Source organism: Pseudoalteromonas sp. A25, assembly GCF_009176705.1.
Taxonomy (GTDB): Bacteria; Pseudomonadota; Gammaproteobacteria; order Enterobacterales; family Alteromonadaceae; genus Pseudoalteromonas.
On record NZ_AP021846.1, the window covers coordinates 3,842,405 to 3,855,457 of the forward strand.

At 43.7% G+C, this 13,053-nt stretch carries 8 protein-coding genes; 4 read left to right on the top strand and 4 right to left on the bottom strand.

All coding sequences use genetic code 11. The features are described 5' to 3' along the window. Positions 1 to 132: 132 nt before the first annotated feature. Positions 133 to 429, bottom strand: a complete 297-nt coding sequence (locus GDK41_RS16500) for a DUF6482 family protein (RefSeq protein WP_152087424.1) — start codon at positions 427 to 429, stop codon at positions 133 to 135. Between the two features lie 222 nt (positions 430 to 651). Here GDK41_RS16500 and GDK41_RS16505 point away from each other — a divergent pair, with 222 nt between their 5' ends. The 4 genes from GDK41_RS16505 (at position 652) to GDK41_RS16520 (ending at position 6,384) form a co-directional block, all read left to right on the top strand. Next, the gene (locus tag GDK41_RS16505; RefSeq protein ID WP_172971635.1) at positions 652 to 1,935 is read left to right on the top strand and encodes a beta-ketoacyl-[acyl-carrier-protein] synthase family protein; all 1,284 of its coding nucleotides are present in this window, start codon (positions 652 to 654) and stop codon (positions 1,933 to 1,935) included. A gap of 101 nt (positions 1,936 to 2,036) precedes the next feature. Continuing rightward, positions 2,037 to 2,813 carry a LytTR family DNA-binding domain-containing protein gene (locus GDK41_RS16510; RefSeq protein ID WP_152087426.1) on the top strand — a complete coding sequence of 259 codons (777 nt, stop codon included), beginning with the start codon at positions 2,037 to 2,039 and terminating at the stop codon, positions 2,811 to 2,813. Between the two features lie 140 nt (positions 2,814 to 2,953). Beyond that, a complete protein-coding gene (locus GDK41_RS16515) occupies positions 2,954 to 4,939 on the top strand; it encodes a TonB-dependent receptor (protein ID WP_152087427.1) in 1,986 nt (661 codons plus the stop codon). Between the two features lie 155 nt (positions 4,940 to 5,094). Continuing rightward, entirely contained in the window at positions 5,095 to 6,384 is a 1,290-nt protein-coding gene (locus tag GDK41_RS16520; RefSeq protein WP_152087428.1) for a LysM peptidoglycan-binding domain-containing protein, read from the top strand. A 63-nt stretch (positions 6,385 to 6,447) separates the two neighbouring features. Here GDK41_RS16520 and GDK41_RS16525 read toward each other — a convergent pair whose 3' ends face one another. From GDK41_RS16525 to GDK41_RS16535, 3 genes are all read right to left on the bottom strand, one after another. Next, the gene (locus GDK41_RS16525) at positions 6,448 to 9,621 is read right to left on the bottom strand and encodes a lantibiotic dehydratase (RefSeq protein WP_152087429.1); all 3,174 of its coding nucleotides are present in this window, start codon (positions 9,619 to 9,621) and stop codon (positions 6,448 to 6,450) included. A gap of 10 nt (positions 9,622 to 9,631) precedes the next feature. Continuing rightward, positions 9,632 to 10,852 (bottom strand): lanthionine synthetase C family protein, encoded by a 1,221-nt coding sequence (locus tag GDK41_RS16530; RefSeq protein ID WP_152087430.1) that lies wholly within the window; start codon positions 10,850 to 10,852, stop codon positions 9,632 to 9,634. A 73-nt stretch (positions 10,853 to 10,925) separates the two neighbouring features. Further along, positions 10,926 to 13,049, bottom strand: coding sequence for a peptidase domain-containing ABC transporter (locus tag GDK41_RS16535; protein ID WP_152087431.1), 2,124 nt, complete (start codon positions 13,047 to 13,049; stop codon positions 10,926 to 10,928). Positions 13,050 to 13,053 lie beyond the last annotated feature (4 nt).

The following is a 13,053-nucleotide window of genomic DNA, read 5'->3' on the forward strand; positions in this document are numbered from 1 at the left end:
CAGGTAAGTTTCGATTCGTAATTTAAGTGTAGTTTAAACGAAACTTATAGAGTCTGACAACTTTGATTTGTATTTTTATAAGTAGCAGGTAAAAAAAGCAGGCGGTGCGCCTGCTAACAACTAGGGGGAAGTTTAATGGAGAATGTTCAAACTGGTTCTGGTATTGCCCACAGACGTCGATGCCACCATTTCGTCATAAGCGGTTTGCATCTCAAAAGTTGCTGACTCAACACCCAGACTGGCTAGCATTACTTCGGCTTCTCTTAAAGAATTGAAGGTAATTGTTTTTCCTCGGGCATCGCTTAACAAATGGTAATTGCCATGCGAATCTACTCCCCCGGCTAGGTAGTGGTTCGAATCTGCATAGCTTAAAATTACTGCCTCAAGCAGCTGCTGGTTTAGTTGAGCTTTCAAATCATTTACACGCATTTTGCTTCACCTGTTTTGTGTGGTTAATTTTTAAACGATACAGGGTTGTGATTAGATCATCGCTGAGCAAAATTTTTATTCTTTGTCTAACTGAATGTCATGATTTTGTCATCGCTGCTTATTAGTCTGATCAAGTTATATCTGCGTCTGAATAAAACTAGCAGCAGTAATCCTGGTTAGGCACTGTGAAGTCCTATGATGAGTGAGGTAAGACGAAATATCATGAGAAGAATTGTTGTAACTGGCATCGGTGCTATCTCTCCAATCGGCAATACGGCACAAAATAGCTTTGAAAATTTATTGCAAGGCAAACATGGAATTCGTCCTATTGAACATTTCAGCCCTGAGCAATTTGCTTGCAAAACTACTTTTGCAGCCCAGGTATGTGCCAATCTCGACCCTTCAACATTACCGCCGTTTAAACAAATGGACGACAGCACCCGTACTAAATTATTAAAAAAATTAGACCGCCATCAACTATTTGCCATGGTCGCAGCTGCTGAAGCTATCACTGAAGCGGGCTTGGATACCATCACTAATGAACTGCAACTGCAGCGTATTGGTGTCAACATTGCCACAGGCGTTGGTGGGCTTAATAGCCTTGAAGTCTGTGCAGGTAAAGCCGCTAAAGGTAAAAAGCAATCTCCCTTTGGTAATTTGATGTTTTTACCTAATTTAGCAGCCGGTTATGTTGCCAGTCACTGGAACTTTGGAGGCCCCAATAATTCGCACTCCACGGCTTGCGCGGCAAGTGCTCACTCTATCATCGATGCCTGTAATGCCATTAAAGGAGGTGAGGCAGAAATTATCATTGCCGGCGGTGCCGAAGCATCGGTTACCCCGGTTGGTATCTCTACCTTTAATGCGCAAAATGCACTATCCACCCGAAATAGTGAGCCGCAAGTTGCATCTAGACCTTTCACACACGATAGAGATGGCTTTGTAATGGGTGAAGGAGCCGCTTGCTTAGTGCTAGAAGAATACGACCATGCGATCACCCGAGGTGTCCATGTTTATTGCGAAATTGTTGGCTTTGGTCGCACCAGTGATGGTTTTACTGGGCAAGCACTTAGCGCGCCCCACCCGCAAGGTTTGGGGGCACAACGCGCTATGCAAACCGCACTCAATATGGCTGATATCAACACCACTGAGATAGACTACATTAACACCCACAGCACCAGTACCGCAGCAGATAGCATTGAAGTGCAGGCTATCAAAAATGCCTTTGCAGGTCACGCCAAGCATATAGCTGTATCGGGTACAAAATCGCAAACAGGCCATCTACTCGGAGCCGCTGCCGCAATTGAAGCGGTATTTACCGTACTTGCGCTAAAGCATCAGATCTTACCGTATACTTTAAACCTAACACCCGATAACGTGGATGCAAATTGCCAAGGTGTTGACTTAATAATGCAAAAACCTATGCAAAAACCCGTTCGATATGCTTTGTCTAACTCTTTCGGGTTTGGTGGTACCAACGCGTCTTTGGCTTTTAAAGGCTTTTAATTATCACCTCATCCTGTGCAGGCTATACACTATGCCTGCATTTGACTTGCATCTTATCTCGGCCTCTTTAAAATACCTTTATTTGAAACGCAGTATCTCGCATGCAAGCATTCAAAGCGCATATCAGCAGCCCCGAACAACGCATTAAATATCAGTGGTTACTGTCAGCCTTGGTATGGAGTGCCATCATTTTGATGCTAAGCGCTATGGAAGGTTTACATGATTTAATGGTTGCTGTTGACAAAAAATACAACAGCCCGTGGTGGTGGGCGCTGCAAGAATGGTGTCTTTGGTATCTACTCTCCCCAATCACTTTTATATTACTGGATAAACTACAAAACAATAATTTACTCAATAAAAAGGGGTATTTGCTCACCTTAGTTCCACTGTTTTGTAGCGCTATGGCGTATCAAGCCATTTTTGATTGGTTTGTGTATCATGATCATATCCCCAGTACATTCGTGTATTTTGCTCCTTCACATTTTCTGGTTGTGATTATCAGCTTACTGATCTGGCACAAGCTTTGGAAAAATCCAACGCCAAACACACCACCTGAGATGCTGTTGGTTGATCAAGGTCGCCACAAAACACTATTGGCTTTAGCCGATATTGTAACCATTAGCGCTGCGAGCAACTATGTGGAGATCAACACCCACGCAGATACCTATATAAAACGTGCAACATTAACGCATTTAGAACGCGCTCTACCTACGGCATTGTTCCTTCGTTGCCACCGCTCTCATGTAGTGAACCTGCGCTGTATCGAGCGCATTGAACGCAAACCCTCTGGCAGCGCTGTGATCTATTTAAATAATGGTCAATCAGTTCCTTTGAGTAAACGCTATTACGCACACGTTAAAGCTTTAAGTGCGGCGTAGTAAGCCCGTCTGTGGTATTGAGCATCCATAATCTGATATGCCGCGGTGCATTCGTCCCAAAATGACTCCAACCACCCCTAATATATTGTTTTATATAGTTTGATATTTTCAAATAGCAGGCATAACGACAAGGAATAAACATGCCTACAGTGAACTCAATTCAAATAATCAACATAACAGCGGGTGTCTTATTGAGCTGCTCGGCACTTGCCATAAGCGCGCCTACTGATGAACAACATCAAGCTCAGCGTTTTGACGCTAACCACTTTTCTCAATTCAATGCCCAACATGCTCTGGATATAGTGACGTTGACACCCGGCTTTGTGTTGCATGAGGGAGATGCACAACGAGGACTGGCAAATACCTCAGGAAACGTATTAATTAATGGCATACCGGCCCAAAGCAAAACTCAATCACTGCGTGATCTACTAGAGAAGATCAGCATCGACCAAATAGAATTTATCGACTTTTATCCTTCAAATCACCCTTTTTCAAGTGTTTCTCATCACACCCAAGCTATTAATATTAAAGTAAATCATGTCGCGACTGCCGTTGATATACAAACCAGCTATGCGGTGCGAGATAACAAACGTTCTTTGGCTGAATTAAGCACACAAATACACTTGCCTTGGCAGGACTGGCAACATCAACTCAGCCTTAAGGCACACAACAGCCGCTATGAGTCTGACTACTTGGCCAAAGAATTTAATCAACAATCAGTGTTACAGGGCCTTCAAGCAGAAAATTTTATTGAGCAACTTCAAGAGGTTAAGCTAAGTACTCTGTCAACGCTCGGTAACGATCAGGGCAGTTTGCAAGTAACCAGTCAGTTTTGGTCCGAGCGCTGGCAAACTGATTTTGTACATACCCATTTTGTCCCTAACGACTCCACGCCATACGCGCGCAATTATACCGTTGAATGGCTAGATATGGATGAGTATCAACTGGGCGCTGATTGGCAAACCACGTTGTTTGACACTTTCGAGCTGCAACTTACGGGGCTAACTACGGATAATAAACAAGCAAAAACTATTGCTGAGTTAAACGTACAAACAGCGCCATTTTTGCAAAGTAAACACCACAAAGAATACGCTGCACAGTTGTCTATACAAGCTACAAGTTGGCACTTAGAGCCGCAGTGGGGTATTGAGTTTAGTTACAACCAATTGCGAGCACAGACACAGTCCGCCACTCAGTTTATATCCAACCAAGTCTCTGAAACGCGCTATCAACCCTTTGCGGCTATAAACTGGAAGATCACTGATGCTTGGCAGCTTTATAGTAAGCTCAATGTTGAGTTTGCCGCGCTGAACACCAATGCGCAGCACGCAAAAAAACTGACGGAGCGCCATATTAAACCCCTGCTAAGGCTCACTTATGAGTCGCCGAAGTGGCAGGTTAACTGGCAGTTCAAGCAGCACGTAGAACAACTAGATTTTGGCTTATTTGTGGTTAGTCAAGATATCAGCTTTGACCGAGTTCAGCTGGGTAATAATAATATAAAACCGAGCCGTTATAGCGAGTTATCCATGCAGCTAAATTACGCACCAAACGAACATATCACCATTAACAACACAGTGTTTACGCAGTGGCAACGCGATATCCACGAATCAATGCAATTAACCGAAACTGATGAAGGTATTGCCAATGCTGGTCGAGCACGCCTTAATGGCATCAATGCTGTTATTGATATCAAGACTGATTTCTTGTTACTAAACAGTACTGTGACTTTTGATTATCAATATCGCCATGCACAATTTGATGACCCATTAGGCGGTGTACGCGCTATCAATGCACTTACTCCGCACGCACTCAGTGCCGAGTTCAGGCATAACTATGACACGCTATCTTGGGGCATTGAATACATCGCCAAACAGCGAGAGACTGAATACTTTGTCACTGAAAAGTCTGTGGTTCGAGAGGGCCCTAGCACCTCATTGTTTATCGAAATGCCAATCGCAGACAAAACCCAGCTACGACTTGCAGCTAATGCAATTGAAAAAGAAAAAACGCGGTATTGGCAACAATTTTACCAACCAACTCGCGCAGGTAGATTGGATGGCTATCAAGTCATCAACGAATCCGTAGAGCCAGAGCTGCGTTTAACCCTACGCAGTCAACTTTAATTAACCGTGGTTTACGTACATGCTTTGGGTGCTAAATTATTGCGCCAAGCATGTACTGGCCTAATTCATCAGTGGTTAATCCCAACGCTTTACAGTTACACAACTCGCTGGCCTTAAGTTACAATCGCAACAAACAACAATAATACTGGCTGACTATGCATTTTTCTCGACCCCTTTTTTTACTGCTTATCATTACCTTAACCGGCTGTGCCAGTGTCTCTAAACAAGAGCCTCAGTCCAATACAACAAGGCAACCAGCCCCAGTCGTTGTTAAGCAGCAAGAAAAGACGCCGACAGTTGAACCTGCCCATACGCGCATATCATCAATAGAACCTCATCAACATGATGACGTTTGGCAACGCATACGCCATCAATTAGCCTTTGCACCAAGTGATCATCAAACGGTGCAAGACCGTGTTGATTGGTATATGTCTCACCCAAACTATATGGACGTCATAAGCGAGCGTGCCGCACCGTTTTTACATTATGTTGTAGAACAGGTAGAGCGTCGAAACTTACCAATAGAACTTGCGCTTATGCCGTTGATAGAGAGCGATTTTGATACCTCAGCCTACTCTCATAAGCACGCTTCAGGTCTTTGGCAACTCACTCCCTTAATCGCGAAACATTATGGTGTAAAAATTACCCCTTGGTATGATGGTCGCCAAGATATTGTGGACGCAACAAACGCCGCGCTCGATTTTTTGAGCTACCTTCACCAGCGATTTGAGGGTAACTGGTATCATGCTATTGCGGCTTACAACACCGGTGAAGGCCGAGTGGCGTTAGCCATCAAAAAAAATAAACAGCGAGGTAAATCAAGCGATTTCTTTGCGTTGTCTTTACCTAAACAAACCCGTCACTATGTGCCCAAATTGCTTGCGGCCGCGCAACTTTTACGCGAGCAAAAAATGACTTTTCCAAAAATAGCCAATCACAAAGTGATCGCTGTTACCCCATTAAAACAAGGTATTATTTTAAATACCGATAAACAATGGCAGGCACTGCAACCTCTAAACCCTGGCTATACACGGTTTCCAGCGCTATTAGATGGACCACAGCATATCGTGCTACCAGCCAATCAAGTAACACAATGGCAAACTTACTTGGCCAATCAGCCTGCTATGCCAAGCGCGCAGTGGCAACAATACACCATTCAACGTGGCGATAGTTTAAGCGTGATAGCCAAACGACACGCCTTGAGTGTTGCGCAATTAAAAACCTTCAATCAGTTGAAAAGCAATAAGATACGAGCAGGAGAGACATTATTGCTGCCCATTCTAGCCGACCAACAATTAGATTACACCGTGCGCGCAGGAGATAGCTTATGGCGTATAGCAAAACACTTTCAAGTGACCATCAATGAGATTAAAAAGTGGAACGCACTCTCAAAAGATATCTTACGCGTAGGTGATACATTAACTTTGTTTTTATCTGATAGTTAATAAAAAAGCCGCGCATGTGACCATGCTCGGCTTTTTAGCTTGTTTAAACAAACGAACTAATGATCACTGCTGTTTATTCGCTGAAAAATATTTGCGACGCAGTAAGTCATGGATCACTAACTCTTGCTCACGGCCATAGGCTTTAAACATTCGATTATTATGCATATGTAATAGCGAACCAAGAAGTGAGTCTTTACTACAGTTAAGCACCTTATCATCTATTAGTTTATTCACTTGTGCAACCACAGGTTCAGCCTGTGCTTGCCACTGGTTAAGTAACATAAAGAGTGCACTTTGTAACTCATCACTGGCATGCGGTGGTACTTCATTAAACTGCTTAAAATCTTTATCGAGTTGTTCCTGATAGTCGCGATAGCGATTACCCAGCTGCTTTCTGAGCACACTACTATCACCAAACTCTTGGCCAAAGCCATCTCTTAGGCGGCTTATCAACGCAAATTTAGCATCTTCACTGTAGTTAAAAAGTGTAAGCAGCCGATCTGTGTATAGTAACGCAGCACGCCATCTTACTTGTTCACCATGCTCTTCAATAAGCGCACACACTTTGGCAATCAAAGCACTGTCATACATAAACAATGACTCCACCAAAGCCATTGATTGCGGCCCTCCGTAACGCTCCACTTCTCGCTCATAGGTCATCAACTCAACTTTATGTAATTCACCACTTTCAATCATGGGGTCAAGTAACTGATTGAGAATGGGCAATAGCTGACCACACAACACGTGAGGCTCACCAAAAAAGCGCAATCTGAGGTGCCAATCGGGATCGCCATAGCGAATGAAGAACCACTTGTCATAAAGTGCCGAATGTTGCTCAATTAATGGCTGCAACTGTTCGCTCAATAGCTGTTCTACTAACGAGTTACCTGAGTATATTTTTAAACTCAACCACTGAGAGCCGGCACTAAAACGGCGTTTGATAGGTGCCGCCGTTATATTAGCAATTGGATCATCGGCAAAATGAGTGTGTTTGGCAGCATTTGCGTTAAAAAGCGGCACAATCAGCTCGTTGTTATAGTGATGCCCCTGCGCATCGACTACCCGAGATTGATAATGCTGGCTAAGCACCTCTTTGAGCTCTACGCGTGGTGAACCTTTGGTTTCAGATAACAAAATGGCAAACATCTCAGGGTTGGTTAAATCGATCTGTAAAACATTGTCTCCCATGGCGTAGCTTACTTGGGTATCAAGCTGATACTTGCTCATTAAAGCATTCAGTTTGTCTGTATCAAATTGACCTTTTTTACATACCGCTTCGAGTTGCTCTCGCTCAATACGCCATGTTTTTTCATTCAAGATTAAGTTATCTAACATGATACGTGGTACAAACGCACTGCGCGCTGTCGAGCTTGGCATTTGAAAGTTAGGCGCTCTGCCTGATTGATGCTGCAACATACACAAGAATTTATAAGCACTTAAGCTTCTTGCCGTATAGTTGTGTGCACTAGATAACCTGGGCACCACTTGTTTATTTAGCCGTTTACTCCAAAGCTTAACCTGTTGGCTTTCTACCCAAACATGTAAATCACTTAGTGGAATTTGATACTCATCATCTAATGAACTGTCGGCCATAAACACGATTTCATACTCACGTAAGTGAGGACGCGCTATCACATTACCCGGTCTGCCTTCAGGCATATGAACGACTTCAGCAAAAATAACATCCGGTGAATGCGCCTGCTCTTTAGCCAATTCATCGATCACTTGTTCTTTTAGCGACTCTGATAAATGGCAAAACCGGCCGAGTAAGTTGGCCGATGAAGGACCATAGCAGCCATTGAATTTGATGATTGGGTTTTTGCTGTCGTCTTCAAAAACGCTCAACATGGCTGCAAATGAACTTGGAAACTTCTTTATCGCCCCTTTGTTCGTAACTTTGCCTTTGAGTTCTTTGCTCTTTAATACGATACAATCTTTTGCTCTATTTTCAGGCAAGCTGATGGCTTCATCAATCACACTCTCTAACACGCTCACTGTCGGCGTTGATTGTCCGCTTTGCGCTGGTTGCTTGCCAAGCGGCAACCCTGCAATGAGCGGCGCGTCATAGCCTGTCTCGTCAGAAATACCGATCCCCGACTCGTCATCCAAAATAACGTCTAACGGAACAAATTGACCTTCAAAGCGCGCATTAAACTGTGCCATAAAGTCGTTCATGGCCGTCGTGGTTGACTCTGTACTTAATCCTGCAATTAATTCTAATTGTTTCTTTAAACGGCCAATTTCCATTTCACTTAATTGGCAGTGCTCAAAGTGGCGATAAACGTCCGACTGAAAAAGCTTATTCTCTTGAACCTTGACGGGTAAACGCTCAAGATGCGACAGAATTTGTTTGTAAGGTGTTGTTTCACCTGTTTTTTGCTTATCTAATTGTTCTACTTGCGCAAGCGCAGTCGCTAAGTGATCTGCCGTTTCATGTTCTGAAATTGCTTGCAATGATTTTAATAGCGCAAAATCAGGAGAGTCTCCCGTTAAGGGCAGTGGGATATCGGCTTGCAGTACACCTTCATCAATTAAGTCTTGAATATAGGCTTCAACTTCTTCGCGCTCCGCTTGTGGATATTGCTCACAAAATACCTTAACCAAAGCGTTAAAGCTCAACCCCGAACCAGCGCTATCTAAGGCAAATTTGAAGTATTCGTCGCTCTCTACCGCGCTCAAGCGATATTGCATATTGTCATCCGATAAATAAGCTTCAATATATCGACACTGCTGAGCAACAAAATAATGAGACGAGTTTGGTTTGTACTTTAGTGAATCTGAGCGAGAAGCATGCTTAACAAAGTGCTCTTTCAAGGCCGATAAGTAAAACATATCAAGGCGAGTGCTGCGGCCATCCTGAGTATGATCACCACCAACTAATACCGTTTGCTCACTGATCTGCCCAGTATGCACGCCCGAGAAAAGACCAAATGGTGTCGGCCTTGAACACATGCGGATCATGTACTTTATCAGTGCATGCGCAACCTTTTTACCTTGCTTTGAATCTGGCTTGGTTCGCCATTGTTCGATACGCTCAAGTAATGAGGGGCTTGCCAAATATAGTGCCTCAAGCACACCAGGAATATCTAACCAGTCGCGAAGTACCGCGTTATTATCTACATTCGGCTTTGAAAACGCATGTAAATGCTCTATCGATAAACGCGGAGTCCGTACCACAAAAAATGGCGCATTTTCTACGGGTTTTGCCGTTACATTAGGTTGCTTTGTTTTTGTCATACATCCTCCATTAAGCCATTAGCAAGCAGTCAGCCCAGCTGGTGTCATCATCAAGCACACTCAACAATGCCAGCCCTATCCCCGAATACCCCATCAAAAAGCCTAAGTCTTTCTCGTAACTCATTGCTCGACCATCAAAACAGTACATCGCTTCAATACCCCGTTCATCATATTGTGCCAAGGTATAGTCGAGCCATTTCTGCATTGCAGATGCTAATTCTGGGTGAGGCATTACTTGATTCAATAATTGGTAAATAGTAACTAGCCCGGCAAAACCATGGCACAAACCCGCATCTCGTACTTGACCAGACTCAGCATCGCGCTGTGTACTATGCAAGGCGATGTCTAACGCCTTATCAACATAGCTTGGTCTATCAATTGCGTGACCTACCCGCGCAAGGGTAAGCGCGATGGTTAAATCACCATAACACCATCCTAATCGTGAATCGTGCTGCGAACCTTGTGCACAGGTACCAAAGCAAGAAAAGCTGTCATGGCCTGGGTTTTGATGCGCCAATAGCCAATCACAGCTGCCTTGCAGCAACGCTGTTACCCGCGCATTTAAACTGTCGATATTTAAAGCAGGCAGAAGTGCCGCGATAATCCCAGGAACGCCGTGTGCCAAACCAAGGTTATGTTCTGGTTCATCAAGTGCTTCTTTGTTCAGCCTGTATACGGAGTTACTTGGTTGAGACCAGGTGATATGACCGTTATCGAGTCTTGTTGCCGTGCTTTCAAAACCTTTAACAATCACTTCCCAGAGCTTGCTTTGATCGCTAAAACGCGCACGTCGCTTAGCATAGGGCGCATAACCGGCTAAACCGAGCACAGACTCTATTTCTCCAGGCCAAGGATCGTGTGCTAAGGCATCGGCAAATAGCTGATCCACATCTTCTAATAGCTCTGCATCATATTCTTCTTTATCAGCTTGGTTGAGATACTCAAGTAACCAAGCCTGACCGGCTAAACCGTTACTCAATTCGAAAGATTGCTCCGCAAGACCGTCTTGTAATTGCTCAAGTTTTTGTGAAAACACGGCTTCATCTACCCAGTCAGGCTGCCATTGATGTGCTTTGTACAAAAACAGTAAGTGACCTGCAATACCACTGAGTAACCCATGGTTATGCTCACTGGTATCAAAGCTAGCAACCTCAGTGGCCAATATTTGAATGAGGTTGGCTATTTGTTGTTTTTTATCAAACTCATCGTTGTTATTTTTATTGCTATTCATTCTTTTCCTTAAGTCTTTATTGTTATGCTGGTGCACAAAATACGCCGCCCTAACTTTAAGTACTCACGCTCTGTTATGCTTGTGCCGGGCTTTGCTCTTTATATTTAGTCAGCTTGATTTCTCGATCGGCAGATGCAATGGTTTCTTTGCGGTGCGCGATGATCACACGGGTCATTTTTAAACGCGAAACGGCTTCGTTTATATCAGACTCTAAACTGGTATCTAAATGACTTGTCGCTTCATCCATAAACAATATTTTGGGGTTTTTATATAGTGCCCTTGCCAAAATAATACGCTGCTTTTGGCCCCCTGATAAGCTGGACCCCATATCGCCAATCAAGCTGTCGTAGCCCATTGGCATTGCACTTATATCATCATGAATTGCAGCAAGGTCTGCACAATACACGACTTTTTCCATATCAATTGGCGTATCAAAAAAAGCGATATTATCGGCAACAGAGCCTGATAACAGTTCATCATCTTGCATGACCGCCGCAATTTGCTGGCGATATTGACGCGCACCGATTTGCTCAAGAGGGATCCCATCGATTAGTACTTCACCACTTTTAATGGGGATCAAGCCAAGCATAACCTTAAGCAACGTCGATTTACCGCATCCTGATGGGCCGGTAATAGCCACTGATTCACCAGCGTTAATCTTTAAACTTAAATCATTGATCACATTGGCTGATGCATCTGAGTACGCAAAACTGACATTTTTAATTTCAATATTGCCGACAATAGTATGACGTTTGGTTTTGTCCGGCTGCAGCTGCTCTTTTTCTGTTAATGCAATATCGGCGATGCGGTCAAAGTGCAAGCCTAGCATCTTAAACTCGATAAATTTTTCGATTAGATTGGCTGTTTTATCCATGAACTGGCGCTTATAAGACATAAACGCAAATAGCATCCCAGTACTAAAACCACCTTGGATCACTAAGTGAGCCGCAAGATACACCACAAGAATATTCTCGATACCAAACAGGGCGCGATTAATCGCATCGTAACCAATTTGAAAGTTACCTAAGCGGATATTTTGATTAATGGCGTTGGCATAACGATTTTGCCATTGTCCTTCTCGCTTAACTTCAGAACCAAATAACTTAATGGTTTGAATACCACGCACGGTCTCCATAAAGTTAGAATTTTCTTCCGCTCGCGCCATGATCTCCTGCTCACTGATGGTGCGAAATGGCTTATACATCGCAACCCGCACTAAGGCATACAAGATCACAGCAACCAATACCACCATTGACAACATGGGCGAGTAGAAAAAGATCATCGCTAAGGTGATGACCGCCATCAAACCATCGATAATGGCTTCTATCACCCCCGTAGTGAGGAGCTGTTTGACCTGCTGCAAAGAACCAAACCTTGATACCACGTCTCCCATATGACGAGTTTCAAAGTAACTTAAGGGCAGACGCACCAAGTGGTGAAATAAATTTGCTCCCAATTGAATATTCATTTGGTTACCAAAATGCAGCAAGGTGAAGCCACGCAGCGCATTAGTGGCTATCTCAAAGGCCAACACCAAAAAGAAACCAACAGCCAACACAGTGAGTAACGAAGTATCGCTGGTGAGGATCACATCATCAATGACCAATTGAATATAATAGGGAGAAGCCAGTGTAAATACTTGCAATAAAACTGATAACGCAAAGATAAGAATGAGTGAGCGCTTGAGCCCCGTGATCCGACTCCAAAAGTCAGAAAACTTTAATGATGGTCTAGCCTCTTGCTTCTCAAAATTTTTGGTTGGCGTTAACTCAAGTGCGATCCCCGTAAAATGCTTGGATGCCTCTTCTAAGGTAAAAGTTTTTTCGCCTGATGCTGGATCATGAATAACGATGCGTTTTTCATTCGCCTTTTTAAGCACCACAAAATGATTCATATCCCAATGCAGTATGCATGGCGTTTGCAGCGCATCAAGATCTTCAAGCTCAATACGTAGTGGTCGAGAGGTCAACTCTAGTTTTTCTGCAAAGTGCATAATATCTAAAAGTGTTGCGCCCTCTAGAGAAATGCTGAACTTTTGCCGTAACGAGATCAGATCACTGTTATAACCATGATAAGCAGCAACCATCGCTAAACTTGCTAGGCCACATTCCGCGGCTTCTGATTGCAAAATAATCGGGAGAGACTTTCTTGACCAAAACTGTAGCTTTGATACGGGTGATTCGTCTTCAACATGCATAATA

What these genes read in the sequence shown, in the direction of transcription:
- GDK41_RS16500 (WP_152087424.1), bottom strand. Translation starts at nt 429, where the DNA reads ATGCGTGTAAATGATTTGAAAGCTCAACTAAACCAGCAGCTGCTTGAG.
- GDK41_RS16505 (WP_172971635.1), top strand. Translation starts at nt 652, where the DNA reads ATGAGAAGAATTGTTGTAACTGGCATCGGTGCTATCTCTCCAATCGGC.
- GDK41_RS16510 (WP_152087426.1), top strand. Translation starts at nt 2,037, where the DNA reads ATGCAAGCATTCAAAGCGCATATCAGCAGCCCCGAACAACGCATTAAA.
- GDK41_RS16515 (WP_152087427.1), top strand. Translation starts at nt 2,954, where the DNA reads ATGCCTACAGTGAACTCAATTCAAATAATCAACATAACAGCGGGTGTC.
- GDK41_RS16520 (WP_152087428.1), top strand. Translation starts at nt 5,095, where the DNA reads ATGCATTTTTCTCGACCCCTTTTTTTACTGCTTATCATTACCTTAACC.
- GDK41_RS16525 (WP_152087429.1), bottom strand. Translation starts at nt 9,621, where the DNA reads ATGACAAAAACAAAGCAACCTAATGTAACGGCAAAACCCGTAGAAAAT.
- GDK41_RS16530 (WP_152087430.1), bottom strand. Translation starts at nt 10,852, where the DNA reads ATGAATAGCAATAAAAATAACAACGATGAGTTTGATAAAAAACAACAA.
- GDK41_RS16535 (WP_152087431.1), bottom strand. Translation starts at nt 13,049, where the DNA reads ATGCATGTTGAAGACGAATCACCCGTATCAAAGCTACAGTTTTGGTCA.